This window comes from Paenibacillus sp. GL_099_B, assembly GCF_057835695.1.
Window position 1 is genome coordinate 775,568 of the sequence record NZ_CM174430.1, and the last position, 25,689, is coordinate 801,256.

At 46.8% G+C, this 25,689-nt stretch carries 16 protein-coding genes, 3 rRNA genes, 1 pseudogene and 1 riboswitch; of the genes and pseudogenes, 17 read left to right on the forward strand and 3 right to left on the reverse strand.

All coding sequences use genetic code 11. The features are described from left to right. Positions 1–102 precede the first annotated feature (102 nt). A complete protein-coding gene (guaA, locus tag AC3ITG_RS03680; protein ID WP_489252829.1) occupies positions 103–1,641 on the forward strand; it encodes a glutamine-hydrolyzing GMP synthase in 1,539 nt (512 codons plus the stop codon). Positions 1,642–1,780: 139 nt separating this feature from the next. Here guaA and AC3ITG_RS03685 read toward each other — a convergent pair whose 3' ends face one another. Further along, the gene (locus AC3ITG_RS03685; RefSeq protein ID WP_489252830.1) at positions 1,781–3,058 is read right to left on the reverse strand and encodes a flagellin N-terminal helical domain-containing protein; all 1,278 of its coding nucleotides are present in this window, start codon (positions 3,056–3,058) and stop codon (positions 1,781–1,783) included. A gap of 139 nt (positions 3,059–3,197) precedes the next feature. Here AC3ITG_RS03685 and AC3ITG_RS03690 point away from each other — a divergent pair. The 8 genes and pseudogenes from AC3ITG_RS03690 to rrf form a co-directional block, all read left to right on the forward strand. After that, a pseudogene (locus AC3ITG_RS03690) lies at positions 3,198–3,350 on the forward strand (GMP synthase (glutamine-hydrolyzing)); the annotation flags it as partial. 196 nt (positions 3,351–3,546) lie between these two features. Then, complete coding sequence (locus tag AC3ITG_RS03695; protein ID WP_489252831.1) at positions 3,547–4,479, forward strand: leucine-rich repeat domain-containing protein; 933 nt, start codon at positions 3,547–3,549, stop codon at positions 4,477–4,479. Positions 4,480–4,575: 96 nt separating this feature from the next. Next, complete coding sequence (locus tag AC3ITG_RS03700; RefSeq protein ID WP_064642317.1) at positions 4,576–4,827, forward strand: hypothetical protein; 252 nt, start codon at positions 4,576–4,578, stop codon at positions 4,825–4,827. Between the two features lie 341 nt (positions 4,828–5,168). Further along, positions 5,169–5,268: riboswitch (purine riboswitch) on the forward strand. Positions 5,269–5,449: 181 nt separating this feature from the next. Next, positions 5,450–6,826 (forward strand): NCS2 family permease, encoded by a 1,377-nt coding sequence (locus AC3ITG_RS03705; RefSeq protein ID WP_024630796.1) that lies wholly within the window; start codon positions 5,450–5,452, stop codon positions 6,824–6,826. A gap of 321 nt (positions 6,827–7,147) precedes the next feature. Beyond that, complete coding sequence (locus tag AC3ITG_RS03710) at positions 7,148–7,402, forward strand: hypothetical protein (RefSeq protein ID WP_489252832.1); 255 nt, start codon at positions 7,148–7,150, stop codon at positions 7,400–7,402. Between the two features lie 692 nt (positions 7,403–8,094). Continuing rightward, positions 8,095–9,646 (forward strand): 16S ribosomal RNA (locus AC3ITG_RS03715). Positions 9,647–9,951: 305 nt separating this feature from the next. Then, positions 9,952–12,878: ribosomal RNA gene (locus AC3ITG_RS03720) — 23S ribosomal RNA — on the forward strand. A 79-nt stretch (positions 12,879–12,957) separates the two neighbouring features. Continuing rightward, positions 12,958–13,074 (forward strand): 5S ribosomal RNA (gene rrf, locus AC3ITG_RS03725). The 16S, 23S and 5S rRNA genes sit together here, the layout of an rRNA operon. A gap of 186 nt (positions 13,075–13,260) precedes the next feature. Here rrf and AC3ITG_RS03730 read toward each other — a convergent pair. Continuing rightward, the gene (locus AC3ITG_RS03730) at positions 13,261–13,815 is read right to left on the reverse strand and encodes an NADPH-dependent FMN reductase (protein ID WP_489252833.1); all 555 of its coding nucleotides are present in this window, start codon (positions 13,813–13,815) and stop codon (positions 13,261–13,263) included. A 300-nt stretch (positions 13,816–14,115) separates the two neighbouring features. Here AC3ITG_RS03730 and AC3ITG_RS03735 point away from each other — a divergent pair, with 300 nt between their 5' ends. From AC3ITG_RS03735 to AC3ITG_RS03765, 7 genes are all read left to right on the forward strand, one after another. Further along, positions 14,116–15,117: a ketoacyl-ACP synthase III gene (locus AC3ITG_RS03735; protein WP_489252834.1), complete on the forward strand. Its 1,002-nt coding sequence runs from the start codon at positions 14,116–14,118 to the stop codon at positions 15,115–15,117. Between the two features lie 209 nt (positions 15,118–15,326). Next, on the forward strand, positions 15,327–16,103 hold the full coding sequence (locus tag AC3ITG_RS03740) for an ABC transporter ATP-binding protein (RefSeq protein ID WP_489252835.1): 777 nt from the start codon (positions 15,327–15,329) through the stop codon (positions 16,101–16,103). Between the two features lie 92 nt (positions 16,104–16,195). Next, positions 16,196–17,002 (forward strand): ABC transporter permease, encoded by an 807-nt coding sequence (locus tag AC3ITG_RS03745; RefSeq protein ID WP_489252836.1) that lies wholly within the window; start codon positions 16,196–16,198, stop codon positions 17,000–17,002. Positions 17,003–17,055: 53 nt separating this feature from the next. Beyond that, positions 17,056–17,955 carry an ABC transporter permease gene (locus tag AC3ITG_RS03750; protein ID WP_489252837.1) on the forward strand — a complete coding sequence of 300 codons (900 nt, stop codon included), beginning with the start codon at positions 17,056–17,058 and terminating at the stop codon, positions 17,953–17,955. Positions 17,956–17,978: 23 nt separating this feature from the next. Further along, complete coding sequence (locus AC3ITG_RS03755) at positions 17,979–19,586, forward strand: FAD-dependent oxidoreductase (protein WP_489252838.1); 1,608 nt, start codon at positions 17,979–17,981, stop codon at positions 19,584–19,586. Then, positions 19,583–19,915: a 4Fe-4S binding protein gene (locus AC3ITG_RS03760; RefSeq protein WP_489252839.1), complete on the forward strand. Its 333-nt coding sequence runs from the start codon at positions 19,583–19,585 to the stop codon at positions 19,913–19,915. The genes AC3ITG_RS03755 and AC3ITG_RS03760 overlap by 4 nt, the downstream gene beginning before the upstream one ends. A gap of 30 nt (positions 19,916–19,945) precedes the next feature. Next, positions 19,946–21,028, forward strand: coding sequence for an ABC transporter substrate-binding protein (locus tag AC3ITG_RS03765; RefSeq protein ID WP_489252840.1), 1,083 nt, complete (start codon positions 19,946–19,948; stop codon positions 21,026–21,028). Positions 21,029–21,211: 183 nt separating this feature from the next. On the opposite strand, the gene AC3ITG_RS03770 is transcribed toward AC3ITG_RS03765, so the two are convergent. Further along, the gene (locus tag AC3ITG_RS03770) at positions 21,212–23,146 is read right to left on the reverse strand and encodes an amidase family protein (protein WP_489252841.1); all 1,935 of its coding nucleotides are present in this window, start codon (positions 23,144–23,146) and stop codon (positions 21,212–21,214) included. 383 nt (positions 23,147–23,529) lie between these two features. Here AC3ITG_RS03770 and AC3ITG_RS03775 point away from each other — a divergent pair, with 383 nt between their 5' ends. Then, the gene (locus AC3ITG_RS03775; RefSeq protein WP_489252842.1) at positions 23,530–25,659 is read left to right on the forward strand and encodes a DNA topoisomerase III; all 2,130 of its coding nucleotides are present in this window, start codon (positions 23,530–23,532) and stop codon (positions 25,657–25,659) included. The last annotated feature ends 30 nt before the right edge of the window (positions 25,660–25,689 follow it).

The following is a 25,689-nucleotide window of genomic DNA, read 5'->3' on the forward strand; positions in this document are numbered from 1 at the left end:
ATGCCATGTTTTGAGATGTCGAAAAAAGGAGTTTCGCCTTTCCTTGACGGTATGTTTTGTCGTTGCGTATAATTAGTTTCATTAATTGAGGGAGGCTCGGTAATGAATAAGCAAAATGAAATAGTGGTTGTCCTTGACTTTGGGGGCCAATACAACCAGTTAATCGCCAGAAGAATCCGGGATCTGGGCGTATACAGCGAGCTTTTGCCGTATAACACACCGGCGGAGAAAATCGCAGAATTATCACCAAAGGGAATCGTCTTCTCGGGCGGACCATCTAGCGTTTATGCAGAAAATGCACCACACGTAGATCCGGCCGTTTATGATCTGGGATTGCCAATCTTCGGAATTTGTTACGGTATGCAGCTCATGGCGCAACAGCTTGATGGTAAAGTGGAGCGTTCTGAGAAGCGTGAGTACGGTAAAGCGGATATTGAGTTTGCACCAGGTGCTGCTCTCGCACAAGGTATCGAAGGTGAACATACGGTATGGATGAGTCATGGTGACCATGTGGTTGCTCTTCCTGCTGGATTCAAACTGGATGCAGGCACGGAAAGTGCGCCAATCGCAGCAATGAGTAACGATGAGCGCAAATTGTATGCTGTTCAGTTCCATCCAGAAGTACGCCACTCTGTTCGCGGTAATGAAATGATCAAAAACTTCCTGTACGAAATCTGTGGTTGTGAAGGCAACTGGAGCATGGAGACGTTCATCGAAGATACGATCAAGGATATTCGTGAAAAAGTGGGCGACGGTAAAGTATTGTGCGCACTTAGCGGCGGTGTAGATTCTTCCGTTGTTGCTGCGTTGCTTCACAAAGCCATCGGTGACCAACTGACATGTATGTTTATCGACCATGGTCTGCTGCGCAAAGGCGAAGCGGAGAGCGTAATGGAGACGTTCGTCGGCAAATTCGACATGAAAGTTGTTAAAATCGATGCACAAGAGCGTTTCCTGTCCAAACTGGTAGGTGTGGATGATCCGGAACAAAAACGTAAAATCATCGGTAACGAGTTTATTTACGTATTTGACGAAGAGTCCAAGCAGTTTGATGATTTTGCATTCCTGGCGCAAGGTACACTGTACACGGATATCGTGGAAAGTGGCACAGCGACAGCTCAGACCATCAAATCCCACCACAATGTGGGCGGATTGCCTGAGGACATGAACTTCAAGCTGATCGAACCACTGAGTGCCTTGTTCAAAGACGAAGTGCGTAAAGTCGGCGAAGAGTGCGGTCTGCCAGAAGCAATTGTATGGCGTCAGCCATTCCCAGGTCCGGGTCTAGCTATCCGTGTACTGGGCGAAGTAACGGAGGACAAGCTCAAAATCGTTCGTGATTCGGACTACATCCTGCGCGAGGAGATTGCCAAAGCCGGTCTTGACCGCGAAATCTGGCAATACTTTACGGCCCTGCCTAACATGAAGAGTGTTGGGGTTATGGGTGATGCGCGTACGTATTCCTATACTGTAGGTATCCGTGCTGTAACGTCCATCGATGGTATGACAGCTGACTGGGCACGTATCCCTTGGGACGTATTGGAGAAAATCTCCGTGCGGATCGTTAACGAAGTGGATAACGTAAACCGTATCGTGTATGACGTAACTTCCAAACCACCAGCAACGATTGAGTGGGAATAGGTTGTGAAATATTAGTGGACTTCATTGCTTAGAAGCCCTGATATGGTTGGAACCCTTGAATTTTTAAATAAAAAGCTCATTCTTGATAAATTGTTATCAAGAATGAGCTTTTTATTTTGGTTAGATGAAATAATCAACCCTAGTTCCGAATTAACTCCAGTATTCGTTGGGGTTGACTGTTTGCTTGAGCAAGTATGGCTTGAGAGGCCTCGGTTAGAATACTCAGTGTAGATATCTTTATCATTTCTTTGGCCATGTCAGTGTCCCTGATTCGTGACTCGGATGCTGTAAGGTTCTCAGAATAGTTGGATGTGTTGTTATAGGCGTACTCTAGTCGATTTTGATAGGCGCCTAATTTTGCACGCTCCCCTGTGACTTTATCTAAAGCGGTTTTGATATCTGATACTGTGAGATGAGGAATGACTTCATAATCATCAAAACTTGCTTCCGAAAAAGCGGTGAACAATCCGGTGTAGCCTTCAAGCATGGATGTATTGGCAGAATAGCCTTCGATCTTTCCTACACCCGTGACAGAAAAAGTATAATAATTGCCTACAACAGTTCCAGTAAGTTCATAGTTCTGATCCAATTGCGCAGGATCCACCACTATGGAGGTAATTAATCGATATGATCCGTTTACGCGTTCTCCAATATATAATCCACCGTACTGGCTATACCAACCAAAAACTTGGTTGTTAAAGTCGTTTCCTTTAATAATTATGCCAATATTTCCATCCGGATGTGTCGTCATGAATTTTCCATTGACTGTGATGGTCATATCGTTGCCTTGAATAACTTCCGAGAGAATCGTTTTGTCACCAACTCCTTCAGTGGACTGTGTCAATGAACCGTTCTGGACTGTCCAGAAACCTTGCGCAGGATGCCATTGTGAAAACCTATTTTGATCGTTAAAATTCTCCCGATAATATAGGTCCAGATGCATGTCATTAATACTTAGCGGAATTGTTTCAGTACCTGTATGGATAGCAGCATTAGTAAGTGACCCGTTCAAAAGGTAGATTCCATTAAATTGTGTGTTGTTTGTTATATCCTCTATATTTCGGAGGTTGTGTGTAATTTCTAGATTAATTGTTTCTTTATCACTATAGGTGTATGTATCGTTTTCCCTTTGAACAAGTAGTTCTCTGATCCTTTGAAGCCCGTTTGTTATGCTATCGAGAGCACCTTCCGCAGTTTGAATTAATGAAATTCCATCTTGGATATTTCTTGCCCCTTGCTCTAAAGCCCGAATCTGAGCACGCATACTTTCGCTAATAGCTAGACCAGCAGCGTCATCCGCAGCGCGATTAATGCGTAGACCGGATGAAAGTCTTTCAAAAGAAGTTTTTTTGGAATTACTATTATTATTAATTCTATTTTTGGCGTTTAATGCTGGCAGATTATTGTTAATTCTCATATTTCTCCTCCCATCCTAATATTAGTATACATGTTTCGTGGAGAAAATTAATCTGATAAGGGAGGGAAACTTAAACAAGACTGTCCGTGTCGATGAGCTATGAAACGTAAAATGCAATTTTGTTTATGAAAATTTTAAAACATCCATCGATGGTATGACAGCTGACTGGGCACGTATCCCTTGGGACGTATTGGAGAAAATCACCGTGCGGATCGTTAACGAAGTGGATAACGTAAACCGTATCGTGTATGACGTAACTTCCAAACCACCAGCAACGATTGAGTGGGAATAGAAGTTATCTATACAGATTTAATAACAAGAGATCGGAGTTTCCGTCAAAGGAGCTTCGGTCTCTTTTTTTAATTTTGTGTTTGCACCAGACGTTATTTATACTTTGGTTTACGATAATCAATGGACCATCCAATAGATATTACGAAGAAGAACACTCTGTAAGGAGGAACTACGACGGATGAAGGAAAGACTCGAGCTTGAACCCGGATGTAAACTTGATTCAGACATTGAATGAGGAGCTGTTTGCAAACAGACCCGATGTTACTTTTCGTATATATGGCTTTCATTCGCAATCTGGCGACTTGTCTGTTCTAAAATATATGAACCATGTAGAAAAGCTTGCGATTGATTGCAACAGACGCATTCATGGGATTGAGGGCTTAGGTGAATTGCTAAGGCTAAAAGAGTTTGCTTTTGACGTATTCGAAGCGGAATCTCTTGATGTATTAGAACTTGTACCCACTACTTTACAACAGCTCAGCATCGGCAAAACCAAAACAAAGAAAACCAATTTGTCTGTGCTCAGCCGGTTTACCGCACTTAACATGCTGAGTGTGAATGGTCATACAACTAACATCGAAACGATCGGAACATTGTCTTCACTCCGGTCCCTCTATATTTCGGGAATGCCATTAAAGGAATTGGGATACTTAAAAGATTTAACGAATTTGCGCGAACTTCATCTCAGTTTTGGTGGAGCAGAGAATCTGGATAGCCTTGCGGGCATGGATTCCTTGCAATTGTTGAAGCTCCTAAGAGTGAAAGGTTTATCGGACCTATCCGTATTGCCTGAACTGAAGGGATTGCGCTTATTAGGGATTGAGGACCAACCGCATCTAACGAGTCTGCCGTCTCTTGAAAATCTGACTGAATTACAGCGTGTTTTCCTGAACAATGTGAATGTGGAGAATATTGAATGGGCAAAGACTTCCAAAAGTCTGAAAGAGCTCGCTCTTCTGCAAATTAAGCATATTAATGCCGAATATATCGAATCCCTGATTCATCATAAATTCTTGGAAAGTCATTTGAAAAGTGCCAAACAGCAAAAAGTGGCGAAGAAGGCGATAATGGCAGCAGGCATGTGGGATGAGAGCGGATGGTGGTATAACGATGAATCTCTGAATATTTAATTTCTTTTTTAAGTTCGTTTCATATTGTTTTCATGTCGGGCTTGTACACTAAGTACAGAATACGGCTATATGGCAACTGAAAGGAGAATTGAATGTATGCGTAAAACCGACAATATGAGCAAATGGAAGATGGGCATTGGAAGTGCGTTTCTGATGGTGATGCTGGCAGGATGCGGCTCGGGTATGCAGGACTTGGCTCTTGGTGCGGGGGATTCTTCATTTGTGAACTTAGAGGCAGCAGATTCATCTTCCGATCAAGCCCAGAATCAGGAATTGTCTGAGGGATCGACCGATAATACAGGTCAGGAACAACAGCAGGCACAGGACGTGCTTCAGACAGAGATTTAGAATATATGGCGTAGGACCTATCATGTAAAAAAATGAACTAGTAACCGTAGCAGCCTGCTCTCCATACCTAAGCTTTTTGAATATCCAAATACATGATCCTCATCACATAACCATCTTCTCGGTACGGTAACCCATGAAGCTACCGCAATCAAAGTGTGCCTGCCGCCTTTGATTGCGGTAGCTTTTTGATTTGTGAAACCTCAGTTTAATTTGGGTGGTAAACCGCTGAACTGGTTCATTTTGTTAAATAATACGAACGATTTATATGATAAGTGATAATAATATTCGTTTTTCTCATTGACAAACTAGAGGTAACCCTCCTAAAATAGTGATTGGAAACACACAAATAGCGCATACTACTTCGTATAATCCCGGGGATTGGCCTGGGAGTCTCTACGAGATCACCCTAATGATCTGGCTACGAAGAGGAGAAGGCTGAGCACATGAATTCTACATGATTGCGTCGGGCATGACATCACGCACATTAGAATTTTTTTTGTTCTCCGTAATTGGCACAGTGCCACTCCTCATCAGCTAAAACCCTGGGTGATGCATTCATCTTCAGGGGTATTTGTCGTTTTTCAATAAGGCTTCAACATCTCTAAGGAGGAATTAGTGAATTATGGATCGTTTCTTTAAACTAAAAGAAAACGGAACGAACGTTAGAACGGAGATTGTTGCGGGTCTTACTACCTTTATGACAATGGCGTACATTCTTTTCGTAAACACGTTGTTCTTGGGATCAGCCGGAGCCGGTATGTCGGACAATGCAGTATTTTTTGCAACAGCCGTAGGTGCTGGTTTGATGACCATCATTATGGGATTGTTCGTTAACATTCCGATCGCCCTTGCACCAGGTATGGGTTTGAACGCTTACTTCATGACCGTGGTTCTGAGTTCCAACGGTGCGATTTCCTGGCAGGCAGCTCTCGGAGCCGTATTTATCTCTGGTATCGTGTTTATTATTTTGACAGTGACCAAAATTCGTCAAATGCTGCTCGTTGCAGTTCCAGACTCATTAAAAATGGCAATCACAGTTGGTATTGGTCTCTTTATTACCATTGTAGGTTTCAAACTGGCTAATCTGGTCGCTGTAACAGTTAATGTTGCACCTGATGCAGATCTGAGCCAACCGATTCCTGGCAGCAGTTTTAATCTGTCTTTGGGTAATTTCATCACGCATCATGATGCATTACTGGCACTGATTGGGCTGCTCATTATAGCTGTACTGATGGTTATGCGCGTCAAAGGTGCACTGCTAATCGGTATCATTGCTACAACGTTGATTGGTATCCCTATGGGCGTTACGAATCTCAGCGGTTTGTCCGGTGCAAGCTGGTTGCCTAACTTCAGCGATCTGGCAGTTGGACAACTGGATTTGAAAGGTGCAATTAGTCTTGGATTGTTTGAGATCATCTTTATCTTCACCTTTGTAGAGCTGTTTGACACATTCGGAACGATGGTAGGTACAGCAACACGAATGGGGATTATGAAGGATAAGAAAAAAGGCGAGAAAACAATTGGTAAAGCAATGCTCGTCGATGCAGTGGGTGTAAGTGCAGGGGCTGCACTGGGTACAAGTACAATTACCGCATTTGTTGAAAGTGCCTCTGGCGTCGAAGCTGGTGGACGTACAGGTCTGACCTCTGTAACGACAGGTATCCTGTTCATCCTGGCCTTGTTTATTGCTCCGCTGGCATTGGTTGTTCCGTCCGCTGCAACAGCTCCGGCATTGATCATCGTGGGTGTCTTGATGATGAGTCAGGTTCGCAGCATTGAGTGGGATGACTTCCTACAAGCTTTCCCGGCGTTCCTTACAATCGTATTGATGCCTTTCACTGGAGGAATTGCAAACGGGATTTCCGCAGGGATTGTATCCTATGTAATTCTAGCCGTATTCAGTAACCTGGTTACGGAGCGCAAAGTGAAGATCCACTGGCTTATGTGGATATTGGCTATCATTGTTATATGTCGGTATGTATTTATAGGTGGAGAATAAAGGTTTGACTGAATGAATTGGGTCGTTACTTATGATGATTCGTTATAATGTAAATGAAGGAAGCGGGAGCCTCGGTATGTTATCGTGGCTTTCGCTTTTTTTGTTTCTTCTATATAAGTGGCATAAACTTTGAAATAAGGGACAGGAGACAATTTGAAATGTTACGCGCAGGGGATATTCTTATTTTGTAGGATAAATGAAATCGACTTTCTTCTATATATAAAGGAGGAACAAACATGAGTTAGGATTTGATGGTTTTTGATCCAGTCAAAGCGGTCGGAAGATCATTCCTACTCGGACATTAAGGTGAGTTCAGAGTAGTTGCAACGTTTCTATGAAGAACTTGTACTGACATCTCCTTCTATGAATGTGGACGACGATGTGTTTGAAGCGATGGAAGAAGCGGGAACAGATAATCGATTAACAGAATACTCGCTTGGAAAAGAAGTGATTTATGCTGCATGCGCATGGTCTGTTGCGGAAGATGCCTATAAAATGATGCGTGAGTTGGCTAAAAAGCATAGCGTTGGTTTTTTTGATGTAAATAGCTCGGACGGTGAGATCATTAGGCCCTAATGTGTGTACTAAAATAGCAAACTTGAAAAACATCACGATAAGGATTACATAGCAACATCTAGGGTTCATGAAAACGGAAGTGGAAACAACTGATTCTGTTTCTTGGTTTTATAAATGATTATGAATTGGGCAGATAGGTGTATCTGAACGGATTGAGGTGAGTAAACAGCAAGCTGGATATAACTAGTTTGAAAGTTATATCTACTATATATACATAGATATCGGTGTAATGTGAGAGAGACGCTATTCTCCGAGATTGGAAAGATAGTTGCTGATGAGGGATGGGTATCGTATAAGGTATAATAGGAGTAGGGAAGAAGAAGAGAACCGCTAACAGATAAATTGAAAATAAAGCTTGCGTTCCGAATCTGTACATGGTATATTCTAAGTCCGGCCAAGAAAACACGAGAAACACAGTGCGGCAAGCGAAACAAATAAGCTTCGAAAGAAACTTAAAAAAAGAGCTTGCAAAGTTGGTTCGGATGTGATAAGATATAAAAGTTGCTGAGGTGAACAACACCCGGCAGTGAAACAAGTTTGATCTTTGAAAACTGAACAACGAGTGAGTAAACATTCTGCTTGCAGAATGAACGCGAAAGTTTGAGACAAGCCTTGGCTTGAATCGACTGGAGCACAAATGAGATTTTTAATCTCGTCAGTTTCAAAATGAGCTTATCGCTCTTTTCAATACTTTATTGGAGAGTTTGATCCTGGCTCAGGACGAACGCTGGCGGCATGCCTAATACATGCAAGTCGAGCGGACTATCAGAGAAGCTTGCTTCTCTGATAGTTAGCGGCGGACGGGTGAGTAACACGTAGGCAACCTGCCCTCAAGTTTGGGACAACTACCGGAAACGGTAGCTAATACCGAATAGTTGTTTTCTTCTCCTGAAGAGAACTGGAAAGACGGAGCAATCTGTCACTTGGGGATGGGCCTGCGGCGCATTAGCTAGTTGGTGGGGTAACGGCTCACCAAGGCGACGATGCGTAGCCGACCTGAGAGGGTGATCGGCCACACTGGGACTGAGACACGGCCCAGACTCCTACGGGAGGCAGCAGTAGGGAATCTTCCGCAATGGGCGAAAGCCTGACGGAGCAATGCCGCGTGAGTGATGAAGGTTTTCGGATCGTAAAGCTCTGTTGCCAGGGAAGAACGCTTGGGAGAGTAACTGCTCTCAAGGTGACGGTACCTGAGAAGAAAGCCCCGGCTAACTACGTGCCAGCAGCCGCGGTAATACGTAGGGGGCAAGCGTTGTCCGGAATTATTGGGCGTAAAGCGCGCGCAGGCGGTCATTTAAGTCTGGTGTTTAATCCCGGGGCTCAACCCCGGATCGCACTGGAAACTGGGTGACTTGAGTGCAGAAGAGGAGAGTGGAATTCCACGTGTAGCGGTGAAATGCGTAGATATGTGGAGGAACACCAGTGGCGAAGGCGACTCTCTGGGCTGTAACTGACGCTGAGGCGCGAAAGCGTGGGGAGCAAACAGGATTAGATACCCTGGTAGTCCACGCCGTAAACGATGAGTGCTAGGTGTTAGGGGTTTCGATACCCTTGGTGCCGAAGTTAACACATTAAGCACTCCGCCTGGGGAGTACGGTCGCAAGACTGAAACTCAAAGGAATTGACGGGGACCCGCACAAGCAGTGGAGTATGTGGTTTAATTCGAAGCAACGCGAAGAACCTTACCAGGTCTTGACATCCCTCTGATCGGTACAGAGATGTATCTTTCCTTCGGGACAGAGGAGACAGGTGGTGCATGGTTGTCGTCAGCTCGTGTCGTGAGATGTTGGGTTAAGTCCCGCAACGAGCGCAACCCTTGATCTTAGTTGCCAGCACTTCGGGTGGGCACTCTAAGGTGACTGCCGGTGACAAACCGGAGGAAGGTGGGGATGACGTCAAATCATCATGCCCCTTATGACCTGGGCTACACACGTACTACAATGGCCGGTACAACGGGCTGTGAAGCCGCGAGGTGGAACGAATCCTAAAAAGCCGGTCTCAGTTCGGATTGCAGGCTGCAACTCGCCTGCATGAAGTCGGAATTGCTAGTAATCGCGGATCAGCATGCCGCGGTGAATACGTTCCCGGGTCTTGTACACACCGCCCGTCACACCACGAGAGTTTATAACACCCGAAGTCGGTGGGGTAACCGCAAGGAGCCAGCCGCCGAAGGTGGGATAGATGATTGGGGTGAAGTCGTAACAAGGTAGCCGTATCGGAAGGTGCGGCTGGATCACCTCCTTTCTATGGAGAATCGTTTCCCGAGTGGAAACATTCAAATACGCAGACTAGATCTGCAAAACTACTCACTCGTTGCTCAGTTTTGAGAGCTCAAACTCTCAAACAGCTTGCTTTTGCATGGAGCTTGTTCTTTGAAAACTAGATATCGAAACGAAATTTTGCGAATTAGAACATTCCTTTAAGCTGATCTTGTGTAAACAAGTGAAGTGTTTATAAGGTAGATTGCATGAGCGAGTGATCGAAATGGAACGACTTTTGGCTTTGCGCAAGCAAAACAAGGGAAGAGACAGCTCGAACACGAGCGATATGGTTAAGCTACTAAGAGCACACGGAGGATGCCTAGGCGCTAGGAGCCGATGAAGGACGTGGCGAACAACGAAACTGCCTCGGGGAGCTGTAAGCAAGCTTTGATCCGGGGGTGTCCGAATGGGGAAACCCAGCTGGGGTAATTTCCAGTTACTCATAACTGAATACATAGGTTATGTAGAGGCATACCAAGGGAACTGAAACATCTAAGTACCTTGAGGAAGAGAAAACAATAGTGATTCCGTCAGTAGCGGCGAGCGAACGCGGAGAAGCCCAAACCAGAGAGCTTGCTCTTTGGGGTTGTGGGACGTCTCACATGGAGTTACAAAGGAACCGGTTAAGCGAAGAGGTCTGGAAAGGCCCGCCAAAGAAGGTAAAAGCCCTGTAATTGAAAGTCTGTTCTCTCCGAGATGTATCCCGAGTAGTGCGGGGCACGTGAAACCCCGTATGAATCCGGCAGGACCATCTGCCAAGGCTAAATACTTCCTAGCGACCGATAGTGAAGCAGTACCGTGAGGGAAAGGTGAAAAGCACCCCGGAAGGGGAGTGAAATAGAACCTGAAACCGTGTGCTTACAAAAAGTCAGAGCCCGTTTTAGGGGTGATGGCGTGCCTTTTGTAGAATGAACCGGCGAGTTACGTTCCCGTGCAAGGTTAAGGTGAAGAGCCGGAGCCGCAGCGAAAGCGAGTCTGAATAGGGCGACTTAGTACGTGGACGTAGACCCGAAACCGGGTGATCTACCCCTGTCCAGGGTGAAGGTGCGGTAACACGCACTGGAGGCCCGAACCCACGCATGTTGAAAAATGCGGGGATGAGGTGGGGGTAGCGGAGAAATTCCAATCGAACTCGGAGATAGCTGGTTCTCCCCGAAATAGCTTTAGGGCTAGCCTCGGAAAACAGAGTCGTGGAGGTAGAGCACTGATTGGGTGCGGGGCCCGCAAGGGTTACCAAGCTCAGTCAAACTCCGAATGCCATAGACTTACTTCCGGGAGTCAGACAGTGAGTGCTAAGATCCATTGTCAAAAGGGAAACAGCCCAGACCATCAGCTAAGGTCCCCAAGTGTGTGTTAAGTGGGAAAGGATGTGGAGTTGCACAGACAACCAGGATGTTGGCTTAGAAGCAGCCACCATTGAAAGAGTGCGTAATAGCTCACTGGTCGAGTGACTCTGCGCCGAAAATGTAACGGGGCTAAACACACCACCGAAGCTATGGCTTGATGCTTTGCATCAGGGGTAGGGGAGCGTTGTATAAGGGTTGAAGGTGTACCGTAAGGAGCGCTGGACATTATACAAGTGAGAATGCCGGTATGAGTAACGAAAAGATCAGTGAGAATCTGATCCGCCGAAAGCCTAAGGGTTCCTGAGGAAGGCTCGTCCGCTCAGGGTAAGTCGGGACCTAAGGCGAGGCCGAAAGGCGTAGTCGAAGGACAACAGGTCGAAATTCCTGTACCACCGTAAGCCGTTATGAGCAATGGGGGGACGCAGCAGGGTAGTGACGCGGACTGATGGATGTCCGTCTAAGCAGTGAGGCTGATGTGTAGGCAAATCCGCACATCGTTAAGGCTGGGCTGTGATGGGGAGCGAAAATTATAGTAGCGAAGGTCATGATCTCACACTGCCAAGAAAAGCCTCTAGCCAGGTGATGGTGCCCGTACCGCAAACCGACACAGGTAGGCGAGAAGAGAATTCTAAGGCGCGCGGAAGAACTCTCGTTAAGGAACTCGGCAAAATGACCCCGTAACTTCGGGAGAAGGGGTGCCCCGGTAGTGTGAATAGCACGAGGGGGCCGCAGTGAAAAGGCCCAAGCGACTGTTTAGCAAAAACACAGGTCTGTGCGAAGCCGTAAGGCGAAGTATACGGGCTGACGCCTGCCCGGTGCTGGAAGGTTAAGGGGAGCGGTTAGGAGCAATCCGAAGCTGTGAACCGAAGCCCCAGTAAACGGCGGCCGTAACTATAACGGTCCTAAGGTAGCGAAATTCCTTGTCAGGTAAATTCTGACCCGCACGAATGGCGTAACGACTTGGGCGCTGTCTCAACGAGAGATCCGGTGAAATTTTAATACCTGTGAAGATGCAGGTTACCCGCGACAAGACGGAAAGACCCCATGGAGCTTTACTGCAGCTTGATATTGAATTTGGGTACGATCTGTACAGGATAGGTGGGAGCCTTTGAAACGTGAGCGCCAGCTTGCGTGGAGGCACCGTTGGGATACCACCCTGATCGTATCTAGGTTCTAACCTGGTACCGTAATCCGGTGCGGGGACAGTGTCAGGTGGGCAGTTTGACTGGGGCGGTCGCCTCCTAAAGAGTAACGGAGGCGCCCAAAGGTTCCCTCAGAATGGTTGGAAATCATTCGAAGAGTGCAAAGGCATAAGGGAGCTTGACTGCGAGACCTACAAGTCGAGCAGGGACGAAAGTCGGGCTTAGTGATCCGGTGGTACCGCATGGAAGGGCCATCGCTCAACGGATAAAAGCTACCCTGGGGATAACAGGCTTATCTCCCCCAAGAGTCCACATCGACGGGGAGGTTTGGCACCTCGATGTCGGCTCATCGCATCCTGGGGCTGAAGTAGGTCCCAAGGGTTGGGCTGTTCGCCCATTAAAGCGGTACGCGAGCTGGGTTCAGAACGTCGTGAGACAGTTCGGTCCCTATCTGTCGTGGGCGTAGGAAATTTGAGAGGAGCTGTCCTTAGTACGAGAGGACCGGGATGGACGTACCGCTGGTGTACCAGTTGTTCCGCCAGGAGCACCGCTGGGTAGCTATGTACGGAAGGGATAAGCGCTGAAAGCATCTAAGCGTGAAGCCCCCCTCAAGATGAGATTTCCCAGTATGTAAGACCCCTTGAAGACGACGAGGTAGATAGGCTGGGGGTGGAAGTGCAGCAATGCATGGAGCTGACCAGTACTAATCGGTCGAGGGCTTATCCAATATGCAGGTTGTAAATCGCACATTTCGTTTCGGATCTAGTTTTCAGAGAATGATCTCTGAATGTAAGCTAAGCTATGCGTTTGGTGGCGATGGCGGAGGGGTTCCACACGTACCCATCCCGAACACGACCGTTAAGCCCTCTAGCGCCGATGGTACTTGGACCGCAGGGTCCTGGGAGAGTAGGACGCCGCCAAGCAAAGAACCACTGCCGATGTTATTCGGTGGTGGTTTTTATTTGTTTAATACGAGGTATCTAATATAAACCGTAACAGCCCGGAGAAAATCCAGGGCTGTTTTTTTTATTTTAATTTATGTGGATGTGTTAAATCTTTTTAGGCTGTTCATTTCTGTATAGTCAGTTTAATTTAAGCAGACTCTCTGTCTATTTATCCATTTGGTTGCATGCATCCCCTAGGCTTAAAAGCGAGTTCTCCAATGCATGCTGGGTCTCTGAATCAACGATGACTCCTTGTTTATTCATCTTCAATGTAATATGAGGAATGGTTAGAGAGGCCTCATGTAAGACTTGGGCATTAATCATGTTTAACGTCAGCAATAGTGAAGCATGGGCTTTGTCACCGCCCATGGGGCTTGGAGAAGCAGCGATGGCAATGGTGGGTTTATTAAGCCATTCTCCAGAAGATACAATCCAATCTAATGCGTTTTTTAAGACCCCAGGAACTCCATTTCCATACTCCGGGGTGCAGATCAGAACTCCGTCCGAATGTTTCAGTTGGGCTCTCAAATTTTGCACGGACTCTGGACCTTCCTCGACATCGAGGTCAGGGTTAAAATGCGGTAGATCGTTTAATTCATCATATACTCCAAACTTAAGGTTAGGAGGAGCCAGCTTAATCATGGCATGCATTAGTAACGTATTGGAGGACTGATTGCGCAGACTGCCGGAAACGGCAAGGATATTAAATTCTTTTTTCATAGGTATACATCATCTCAATTCTTTAGTAATGTAGGGCAATCTGTTTATTTTCCTCCTGTTGGAATGGACTGTCTATAGAAAACGCATTTAATTAAGGCATTCTTCATGTTACTCAGAGGATCTCCACAATTCTTCATCAAAAATGCATGCGATAGCTTGCATGACTCTGGGTAATAGGATGAAGAGATCACTTAAAGTAAACAACTGGCAAAAGAATCATAATAAATATTTTTAAAATTAGTACCAAGTACTAATACTTAGTGCTATAATGATAAAAAAACAAACGAGGTGACTACCGGTATGAATCAATCAATGTCAACCATTACCGCAATGGGTACGTATGTACCGGATCGAATATTAAGTAATGCTGATTTGGAGAAGCTGGTCGACACAAGTGATGAATGGATTGTACAGCGTACAGGGATGAGAGAACGGCGCATTGCAGCAGATGATCAATTTGTATCGGATCTGGCTACCAAGGCTGTAGAAGATATGATGCGTCGCTATAATGTTAGCGTAGAAGATGTGGATATGATTTTGGTTGCTACCAGCACACCTGAATATTCATTTCCCAGCACAGCATCCAGAGTACAGGCGAATCTCAAGATTCCACATACGGGAGTACTTGATTTGAATGCGGCATGTGCAGGATTTACGTATGGATTGCAGTTGGCTGACAGTCTGGTAACCAGTGGTATGTATCATAAAGTGTTGGTTATTGGAGCAGAGACGTTGTCCAAGATTACCGATTATACAGATCGTACGACATGTGTATTGTTCGGGGACGGGGCAGGAGCGTTTTTGGTAGAAAGAGCTGCTGGGAAAGGTGACTTTATGGCAGCCATTTCAGGTACGAGTGGTGAAGGAGGTATTCATCTCTATAAGACGGGTCTATCTTCGGAGATGAATGGCGTACCTCTGCAGGGTGAGGGATGCCTTGTCCAGAATGGCAGAGAGATCTATAAGTGGGCAGTACGCACGATTCCAGAACAATTGAGTGGGCTTATAGCCAAAGCAGAGATGAAACCGGAGCAAATCGATTGGTTTGTACCCCATAGTGCGAATCTAAGAATGATTGAAGCGGTTTGTGAACGCGGTCCTATCCCATTGGAACGCACTTTAACAAGTGTGGAGTACCGAGGAAATACCTCGGCAGCTTCCATTCCGCTCGCTTTACAGCTTGCAGTAGACGCAGGGAAATTAAAGCACGGGCATCAAATAGCCCTGTTTGGTTTTGGAGGCGGCCTGACCTACGCAGGGCTTGTGCTTAGATGGAGTGTACCGGACAGTCCTATAAAATAAAGCTCAATCCTTTAGTTGTATTTATGGGTAATTTTATGTTGTGTATTGACAGGCTTAAGGAAAGATGATAATTTAATCATACAAATTCCAATTGATTTACTTTGTTTTACTATAATTTTATATACCGACTGTTTAGACAGAGGTATCCTGCAAAGGTATATTTGCAGGATACCTCTTTTTTGTACTTTTCATCTGGGAGGGGGACTCAAATGGGTGAGACGTTATTGGCTATATCTCAACTAAACAAGCAGTTTGATACCACAGGAGGGTCGGTCCAGGCTTTGTATAATGTGGATTTACATGTGAAAGAAGGAGAGTTCATAACGATTATAGGGCCAAGTGGCTGTGGAAAAAGCACCTTGTTGCGTATCGTAGCGGGACTGGATCGCGGTTATACTGGTAGCGTAACGCTGAATGGGAACGAAATTAAAGGACCAGGGATCGATAAGGGCTTTATTTTTCAGGAGCATCGACTCTTTCCCTGGCTCACTGTAGAGAAGAACATCGCTTCTGATCTGCCGCTCGGTAACCCGGAAGTCAGACGCAAGGTGAATGAACTAATTGAACTGGTGAAACTGCAAGGATTTGAACAAGCCTATCCGCGCGAGTTGTCGGGTGGTATGGCCCAGCGTGTCGCCATTGCGCGAGCGCTGCTCCGAAGTCCCCAAATTCTGCTGCTTGATGAACCGTTTGGTGCGCTAGATGCATTCACTCGGGCTCATATGCAGGCGGTGCTACTAGATATTTGGCGCACCAACAAGACAACGATGATTTTTGTAACCCATGATATTGATGAGGCAGTTTTTCTGGGTGAGCGTGTAGTGATTTTGGAACCCCGCCCGGGACAAATTCGAAAAATCGTACCTATTGAACTACCTTATCCTCGAAAGAAAGCTTCGAATTCATTTCAAGAAGTTCGGTTAAAGGTATTAAGTGAGTTTGAGAAATTGGAAGAGTTGGAACTTAAGGATGGGGCCGGGATTTAAATGAAGTTAACCTGATTGATACACTTCACATATTAATCCGAGTAATTCAATAAAATAAATACGTTTAAGTGAGTGGAGGAGGATATTATCTAATGTCAGAACAAGCGGCAACGCTCAAAGCGACCGATAAAAAAACCGGCAAAACAGTAAAATTTGCATTAGGTCTTATTTTGCCGGGTATTGTGTTGATGCTGTGGCAAACTTTGGGGCATTACGAAATCATTTCGGAAATGCTGTTCCCGACGCCTTATACAATCGCAGTGGCTTTGGTGACTCTGGTTGTTTCGGGAGATTTGTGGGCTAATCTGCAAATTAGTGCTGTGAGAGCATTGGCGGGATTCTTTCTTGGCGGGGGTCTTGGCCTCTTCTTCGGTATTCTGGTAGGTTTGTTTCGCAAATCAGAAAAACTGTTGGACCCTACGTTACAAATGATTCGTATGATTCCAAGCCTTGCGGTTGTACCTTTATTCATTCTCTGGTTTGGTATAGGCGAGGAATCAAAGGTGCTGTTGATAGCAAAGGCTGCATTCTTTCCTTTATATATTCAAACTTTTATGGGCATACGTGGGGTGGACAATAAGTTGTTTGAGGTGACACGGGTGCTGGGTTACAGCCGGATCAAGCAAGTTACCCGCCTTGTGCTTCCGGCGGCTGTGCCAAACGTTATACTTGGCGTGCGATTGTCACTTGGGCTTTCTTGGCTGGCATTGGTCGTGGCAGAGATGATTGCTTCCAGCTCAGGCATCGGTTATATGATGTCGGATGCTCGGCAGTTCGCAGATACACCTGTCGTGTTCGTGGGTATATTCATTTTTGCTGCAGCAGGGTTGTTAAGCGATACATTGGTTCGACTGCTGGAACAGCGATTATTGCGATGGAAGGACAGCATTTCAGGTTAATTGAAAGGCTAAAGAATGAATGACAAAGCTCGAAATGATAGGAGGGATGCAGTATGAACGAGGGAACGGAAGCCATAATGAAAACAGCTAAAAGCGCGCTGGACTCCAGAGATATCAGCGGAACAGCTCCGATCGTTGCTGCACGGACTAAAGTAATCTCTTGTTTACAGCTACCATCGCGTTCATGGAAAACCTCGCTGTCGGATGTGGTCATCGGGTCGCTGATTCCACTGGGTACACTGGCGTTATGGCAGATTGCTGGCAGCATAGGGTGGTTATCGGCTGAATTTCTTCCAACCCCACTGAGTATCCTCAGCACATTGACCGAGCTTGCGGCAACAGGAGAGCTAATCCATCATCTTGGCGTCAGTATGGGGCGTGCAGGGTTGGGATTTCTGATTGGCGGGGTACTCGGACTGTTTTTTGGTATCCTAACCGGACTCTTTCGTCAAGCAGAATATATGTTGGACCCGAGCGTACAGGTGCTTCGACTTATGCCCCATCTGGCGATTGCACCTCTCATTATTTTGTGGTTTGGCTTCGGAGAAGTATCCAAGGTGGTCATTATTATGAGTGGTTCCTTTTTTCCTTTATACATCAACACTTTTATGGCCATTCGTGGGGTGGACAAAAAACTATATGAAGTAGCACAGGTACTCGGTTTCAGCCCGTATCAGCGAATACGCAGGTTGATTCTTCCAGCAGCACTGCCGGGTATTTTGTTGGGGCTCCGGCTCTCGTTAGCCGTAGCCTGGATTGGATTGGTCGTGGCGGAATTGATCGGCTCACAGTCTGGAATCGGATTTCTGATCAATGAGGGTAAGCAGAATGCCAATACGGCCATCATTTTTGTCGGTATTCTCATTTTCGCTATTGTCGGCAAGGGGATTGATTCGCTCTTTCGTATGATAGAACGTAAATTTCTGTTCTGGCGAGACAGCTACCAGGGCTGAACATTTCAGGGAGGTCAATGCACATGAGTGAAGCGGTACGAGAAGATTCATTATTCCTTTTGGCAGATGTACTGGTTATTGGTGGAGGACCAGCGGGTACATGGGCAGCTCTCGCGGCAGCTGCTAAAGGAGCCTCAGTTGTACTGGCTGACAAGGGATATTGCGGCTCAAGCGGAGCCACTGCCCCTTCTGGAACAGGGGTGTGGTATGTGAAGCCTGATGAGAAGCTACGGGAAGAAGCGAAGGCTAGCCGGTATTTTATGGGAGGTCAACTGGCCGAGCATCGCTGGATGGATCGGGTGCTGAATCGAACATATGACAATATGAATCGACTGGGAGTATCAGGGTACCCTTTTCCGATCAATGAAGAAGGCCAGCAGCATCGTCGTGGTCTGCAAGGGCCGGAATATATGCGACTGATGCGTAAGCTGGTAAAAAGGGCAGGGGTTAAAATATTGGACCATAGCCCAGCCATGGAGTTGCTTGCGGATGAATATGGTGTAGCAGGTGCAGCCGGAGTACAGACGCAGAGTGGGAAAACATGGACTATTCATGCAGGGGCTGTTGTTATTGCTACTGGAGGATGCGCATTTCTCAGCAAAGCGTTGGGTTGCAACGTACTTACTGGCGACGGTTACCTGTTTGCAGCCGAGGCGGGAGCGTCTCTTTCAGGCATGGAGTTTTCCAATGCATATGCCATCTGCCCGACGTTCTCTTCCGTAACGAAGACGGCCTATTACAATTATGCCAGCTTTTATCATGAAGATGGCACCCTTGTTGAAGGGGCAGGCTCCAAAAAGGGGCGCTCTGTCATCGCTCGCCATCTAATGGCTGGACGTCAGGTTTACGCCAGACTGGATCAGGCGCCGGAAGATCTACAGCCGTTGCTGAGAGTAGCGCAAACGAACTTTTTCCTGCCGTTTGATCGGCTTGGAATTAATCCATTCAAGGAGTTGTTCCCGATCACGCTGCGTCTGGAGGGGACAGTTCGTGGAACTGGCGGTATTCGGGTGACGGATGAAAATTGTGGAACTGGCGTACCGGGTCTTTATGCAGCAGGAGATGCAGCTACACGCGAGTTGATCTGTGGTGGATTTACTGGAGGTGGCAGCCATAATGCAGCGTGGGCGATGTCTTCCGGATCTTTCGCCGGGGAGGGCGCGGCAGAGTACGTGTTGGAGCTCGGGCACAATGCTGCAAAACGTAATCCGTCAGGCTTATCTTCTGCTCCACTGGTGCAAGGGCAAGTGAAGCAAGGGACGGCAGCTCGCACAGCAGAATATGTATCCGCTGTGCAGGCTGAGGTGAAGCCTTATGAAGTGAACTTGTTCCGTACAGAGCAAGGTTTGTCCTCGGCGCTTGGTCGTCTTGATGAGTTATGGAGCATTCAACGCAATATACAGGTTCAGCGAACACCGGAAGGTGTGAAGGCTCGTGAGGCAGCCGCCATGACGGCTACCGCACGTTGGATGTACAACTCTGCACTGGTTCGCACGGAATCCAGAGGTATGCACAAACGTGAGGATTACAAAGAGTCCGATACGGCACAGCATCATCGGCTGATCAGTGGCGGACTGGATCAGGTATGGGTGAAAACCGAGGAAGTGGCGAAGGAGAGTGTTCCCTTGTGATTGAAGTTATCAGTGCGACCAAGTGTATAGAGTGCAACCAATGTGTAGCCGTCTGTCCAACCAATGTCTTCGATCGAGTAGAGGGTGGAATACCCGTTATTGCACGGCAGAACGACTGTCAGACCTGTTTCATGTGTGAGCTGTATTGTCCAGTGGATGCCTTGTATGTTGCACCTGATTCCGAAAAGCTTACTGGAATAACCGAGCAGGAGCTTCAGGAGCAGGGATTTCTAGGTGGATATCGTGAGAAGGTAGGCTGGGGCAAGGGCAGAAAGCCAGTAGCAAGTCATAACTTTATGGTACAACTCTCTGCGAGAGCCGGATTCTGAAGATGCAAATGTTCAAGGGGGAAACCAACAATGAAACAGGCACACAGATACAAGGAGAAGAATACCCGAGTGACAACTGCAATGTGGCTGCGGCTGTCGGTTCTGGTTAGCATTGTTATGGTAATACTGACTCTTCAGGCTTGTGGGAATAACGTTGGTTCAGGAAATACCAGTAGCGCGACAGGCTCAAATGATGAAGGTCAATCGAAGGCGACAAGCGGTCAAAGGTCAGACGATATACCTACCGTTCTCAATTATGGTTATATTGGCTCAAACAAGCTGAATTTGCCTGGTGGTGCCGAGGGGTGGGGACTATATAAAGGTATTATTCAAGAGGAAATGAAAAAATACGGTATTACGGAAGTGAAACTGACCGGATTCCCCAATGGACCTGACCAGACAGAATCGTTGATCAGCGGACGGCTGGATTTTGGCAGCTTGGGCGATACGCCAGCCATTATTGCTTATGCTTCCGGAGCGAAGACCAGGCTGATAACTCAATCCATGGTTAACAATGTGGGTTATCTGATTGGTAAAAAGGACGGTCCAAAAACGGTTAAGGAGCTGCAAGGCAAAACAATTGCAATTCAAAAAGGTTCCTTCATGCACCGTTACGTGGTCGGCCTGCTTCAGGAAGAAGGAGTAACCGACTACAAGCTGGTTCATATGTTAACTCCGGATGCAACTGCTGCATTGGCAAGAGGGGATGTGGATGCAACTACCAACCTGGGTGTACCCGCGCTAAAGCTCATTTCCGAAGGCTATACGCATCTGGATGATGCTTCACAGCATCCAGATCTTCTAGGCAGCAGCGTTACAGTTGTAGCGGAGGATTTCCTCGCTAAATTCCCTGATTTTCCTCAAGTATGGAATGAGGCAAGGCAAAAGGCTTTAACTGACCTCAAGCAGCATGAAGATGAATATTATCAGTTCCTCGCTGAAATTGGGGACACTACACCTGAACTGGCGAAGCAGGTAAATCCGATCAGTGAAATCAAGGATACGGCGTTTACGGAGGAAGGGTTGAAGCTACTAGAAGGCACGAAAAACTTTTTAGTGGAAGAAAAACTGGCCAAGAAGGATTATTCAATTAGTGACTGGCAACAGCAATAAGATGTAGCCTTTGCTTGGGAGCTGTTGAAGTGGCAATACAGAAAAACAACGAACAGGTAATCTATCGAACAGTAGCGGACAAAACGGACAAAATAGTGAAAAGTCCATCCAAATTCATGGCTACATGAATTTGGATGGACTTTTTTGGTGTAGCAATAAAGAGTGCTTAACCTGATGAACGATTTATGGCGTGAGCTTAGGTGCTTGGCGGTGATGAGTCCCTTGCTCATAGCTGTAAGCCAGCTTGATCAAAGTTCCTTCATCAAAGGCGCGGCCCAGGAATTCCATACCTACTGGAAGACCTTCAGTTGTAAATCCAGCAGGTACGGTAATTGCCGGGAAGCCAGAGAATGGACTCAAGCGGTTGTTACCACCGGAGTTTTGTCCTTCGCCAATAACACCAGCGGCTTGCGTGGACGTAGGATAGATGATGGCATCCAGGTTATTGTCCGCCATAACTTTCAGCAAGGACTCACGCGTGATTTGGGTACGTTTCAGGACGATATCCTTATATTCGGCAGTCTCCAACGTTTCCCGTGCATCGCGAGTCTTCATCGACTGTTCTTGTGACTTGTCGAACTGTCCGGAAGCAATAATTTCGGACAAGCTGTGATAAGGGGCTTCGTCACCAAGAGACTCCAGATAGTCATTAAGTTGGAATTTGAACTCGTATCCACTCAAGCTTGGGTATTTGTTGATTTCCGCCAGGTTTGGAATGCTGATCGGGACTGTCGTAGCTCCCAACGTTTTGAGTTCTTCTACAGCATTGTTAATCACATCAGCGACGGCTTTTTCCTCAGCTTTGGTGCTTGAGATGAGCTCGGTGGCCACACCGATCCGTGCACCTTTCAGACCGTTTACATCCAGGAAGTCTGTATAGCTGGAAGGGATTTTGCCTACAGCATAAGCTGTAGCGACATCGTTTTTGTCATAGCCGGCTGTAGCATCCAGCATGATTGCAGCATCACTTACGGTACGAGCCATAGGACCACCGACATCCTGGGTCAATGCAAGAGGGATGATTCCTTCACGGCTGGACAGTCCGATTGTTGGACGAATACCGACAAGGCTGTTGAAGCTGGAAGGGATGCGGATTGATCCGCCCGTGTCAGTACCCATACCCGCAGCTGCAAAGTTTGAGGCAATGGCGGCACCCGTACCACCACTTGACCCGCCTGGATAGTGATCCAGCGCATAAGGATTCAGTGTTTGTCCACCCAGTGAGCTGGACGTGGTAATGCCGAATGCGAATTCATGCAGATTGGTTTTGCCCAAAATAATAGCCCCTGCTGCTTTGAGTTTCTTCACTTGTTCAGCATCGTGAGCAGGTACGGAATCTTTCAGACAGATACAACCTGCGGTTGTAGGCATATCGTTGGTATCGAAGTTATCTTTAACTAAAACCGGAATACCATGTAAAGGTCCGCGAGGGCCCTGAGCTGCACGTTCTTCATCCAACGTTTCAGCGATTTTGAGAGCATCCGGGTTCAAGGTCAGAACTGCGTTAATGCTCACACCCTGATCATCATATTTTTCAATCCGATCCAGGTACTTCTGCACGAGTTCTTTGGATGTCAGCTTTCCTTGCGTCATGGCAGCCTGGAGATCCGTAATGGTCGCTTCCTCCAGAACAAATGGTTTTATGTAGTTATAAATGCGGTCTTTCAATATAGCAACATCATTTTGGGTCAGTACTGCATTAGGAAGGAAGAGGGAGTCTGTATATCCTTTCATCAACCCCGCGGTGTTCAGCGCACCAACGGCACTGGAAAAACTCGCCTGATCCGGAACATCCTTGAACGATTCTGGAGTGGACTCCAGCTTCAGCCAGGTTTGCAAAGCTAAAGCAGCATCTTTACGCTGTACTGTTGTGCCGGAAAGTTTGTCCATGGAAAAAGGAACACCTGCAAGTGTAGCCGCTTCTTCCATGGCTTGAACAAATGCTGCTGCTGTGACAGGTACCTTACCAGCTGTTACGGCTGCAACCGTAGTTTTGCTAGAAGGCGTTGCCGTTGCAGCTGACGCTGAGGGAACCGTTCCTCCCCATGTTGTGGCAACAACCGCTCCGGCCAGTAACAAGGCCCCACTTTTTTTCAATACAGATCCATGATAAGTCATGCATCCACGCTCCCTTCCTGTGTATCAATGATGTGTGTTGGCGAATCTGATATAGTTGCTTTTTTCACATTCTAAGTACATGTAAGGTATTCTTACAACACTCATATTTATCCAAAAAAACGTATACATACTATTTTTCCGCTATAGAACCTACCAAATGCTCCTAATTCCATGCGCGGAAGAAAAATGTCGAAGAATATTATGTTAACTAATATGACATAAGAGCCGAAAGATAGGCATCTTATGGGACAAATCGTTATTTGTTAAGCCAAAGCAAACCAATACCATGAAATGATATAATGAAAAGATAGAAGTAGAAGAACTCTTTTAATTACGATAGAAGCAAGAGAGTCATAGGTTTATCAAAGAAAGGAAGATATGGATTGAAAACATTAGTACTCGCAGAAAAACCATCTGTGGCACGAGAAATAGCCAGAGTGATGGGAGCGCGTGATAAACATAAAAGCTATATGGAAGGCCCGAAATATATCGTGACCTGGGCGCTTGGGCATCTTGTTGGATTGGCTGAACCAGAGGACTATGACAAAAAGTATGCAACCTGGAATCTGGAGGATCTGCCGATTCTGCCTGATCGCACCAAGCTGAAGGTACTCAAAGAGACCAACCATCAATACAAAGCGGTACAGCAGCTGATGAAACGTCAGGATGTTGGTGAATTGGTCATTGCAACGGATGCAGCACGTGAGGGTGAATTGCTGGCTCGTTGGATTATGCAAATGGCCCAGTGGAAAAAGCCGTTTAAACGGCTGTGGATATCATCCCAGACGGACAAGGCCATCAAGGATGGATTTGCATCACTGAAGCCAGGTAGCCAGTTTGATCGTCTCTATGAATCGGCACGTTGCCGGGCAGAAGCAGATTGGATGATTGGTCTTAACGTGACGCGTGCATTGACGGTTCGATTTAATGCACAATTGTCAGCTGGACGGGTACAGACCCCTACACTTGGCATGATTATGGACAGGGAAAATGAGATCAACGGATTCCGTTCCCAAGAGTATGAGACGTTAACGGCCGATCTGGGAGGTTTCCAGGCGGTATGGCGCGCTGCAGGTGGGGATTCACGCATCTTCGATCCGCAAGAGACACAAGAATTGAAGAAACGAATAGAGGGTCGCAAGGGTACGATTGCCCAAGTGAAAAAAAGCGAAAAGGTTGAGCCGCATCCGCTGGCTTATGACCTGACGGAATTACAACGGGATGCCAACCGGAAATATGGTTTTTCCGCCAAGCAAACATCGAATGTGCTGCAGCGTCTTTATGAACAGCACAAGCTGGTAACCTACCCACGTACAGACAGCCGTTACCTGACATCGGATATGACGGGAACGCTGAAAGAACGACTGGATAGTGTAGCGATTGGCCCCTATGCGTCTCTGGCTCGTCCGTTGTTGCGCAAAAATCTGAATATCACCAAACGTATCGTGGATGACAGCAGGGTAACTGATCACCATGCGATCATTCCAACAGAACAGACGGTTCTCCTCAATCAGCTGAATCCAGAGGAACGTAAGCTATACGATCTGATCGTACGCCGTTTTATCAGCTTGTTCTATCCGGCTGCGAAGTACGACTCTGTTGCGATCACTGTTCAGGTGGGCAACGATTCCTTTCATGTGAAAGGCACAACGGTGAAAGAAAGCGGCTGGCGTGAAGTATACGGCGGAGATTATAGCAATGAGGATGATGATCGTGCTGACGATTCTTCAGACCATGAGCGTGCGCTTTTGCCAGACGTGCAGCAAGGTCAGTCCGTGACGGTTCAACGTTGTCATATCAAAAGTGGACGGACGATGCCACCCAAACGGTATACCGAAGCAGCTTTGCTTTCCCAAATGGAGAAGTATGGACTGGGTACTCCGGCTACACGCGCGGATATTATCGAGAAGCTGGTAAGTTCCGACACCATTGATCGTCAAGGGAACAGCATGCATCCAACGGGAAAAGGAAAGCAGTTAATTGAACTTGCTGCTCCTCAGCTGCGTACACCGGATTTAACAGCCCGCTGGGAAGCTGAACTGGAGCGCATTGCTCGTGGACAAGGGAAGCCAGAGCCTTTCCTGGAGAGCATTCGTTCAATGGCGAAAGAGCTTGTATCTACGGTAAAAGGTAGCAAAGCGGAGTATAAGCCACATAATGTATCCAATAGTCACTGCCCGGATTGTAACGCACGCTTGCTGGAGAAGAAGGGCAAACGTGGCAAGTTCCTCGTGTGTCCAACAGAGGATTGCGGATATCGTCGTTCGGCAGAGAAACGATTATCCAACCGTCGCTGTGCACAGTGTCACAAAAAGATGGAAATTAAAGAGGCTAAGGCAGGTTTGTACGTGCAATGTCTGCCTTGCGGCATAACGGAAACATTGGATAAAGACAAACAGCATGTGAACAAACGTGATCAGCAAAAGCTGGTCAAACAATTTGCGAAACAGGAGTCGATCGGTTCCAATCTGGGAGAACTGTTGAAGGCAGCCATGGAGAAAAAGGGAGAGTAAGACCGTCGTATAAGATTCTCCTTTTTCAGG

Excerpts from the sequence above, each read along its gene's own strand:
- AC3ITG_RS03765 (WP_489252840.1), top strand. The coding sequence starts at position 19,946 with ATGAAACAGGCACACAGATACAAGGAGAAGAATACCCGAGTGACAACT.
- AC3ITG_RS03755 (WP_489252838.1), top strand. The coding sequence starts at position 17,979 with ATGAGTGAAGCGGTACGAGAAGATTCATTATTCCTTTTGGCAGATGTA.
- guaA (WP_489252829.1), top strand. The coding sequence starts at position 103 with ATGAATAAGCAAAATGAAATAGTGGTTGTCCTTGACTTTGGGGGCCAA.
- AC3ITG_RS03770 (WP_489252841.1), bottom strand. The coding sequence starts at position 23,146 with ATGACTTATCATGGATCTGTATTGAAAAAAAGTGGGGCCTTGTTACTG.
- AC3ITG_RS03685 (WP_489252830.1), bottom strand. The coding sequence starts at position 3,058 with ATGAGAATTAACAATAATCTGCCAGCATTAAACGCCAAAAATAGAATT.
- AC3ITG_RS03740 (WP_489252835.1), top strand. The coding sequence starts at position 15,327 with ATGGGTGAGACGTTATTGGCTATATCTCAACTAAACAAGCAGTTTGAT.
- AC3ITG_RS03745 (WP_489252836.1), top strand. The coding sequence starts at position 16,196 with ATGTCAGAACAAGCGGCAACGCTCAAAGCGACCGATAAAAAAACCGGC.
- AC3ITG_RS03705 (WP_024630796.1), top strand. The coding sequence starts at position 5,450 with ATGGATCGTTTCTTTAAACTAAAAGAAAACGGAACGAACGTTAGAACG.
- AC3ITG_RS03730 (WP_489252833.1), bottom strand. The coding sequence starts at position 13,815 with ATGAAAAAAGAATTTAATATCCTTGCCGTTTCCGGCAGTCTGCGCAAT.
- AC3ITG_RS03750 (WP_489252837.1), top strand. The coding sequence starts at position 17,056 with ATGAACGAGGGAACGGAAGCCATAATGAAAACAGCTAAAAGCGCGCTG.
- AC3ITG_RS03700 (WP_064642317.1), top strand. The coding sequence starts at position 4,576 with ATGCGTAAAACCGACAATATGAGCAAATGGAAGATGGGCATTGGAAGT.
- AC3ITG_RS03735 (WP_489252834.1), top strand. The coding sequence starts at position 14,116 with ATGAATCAATCAATGTCAACCATTACCGCAATGGGTACGTATGTACCG.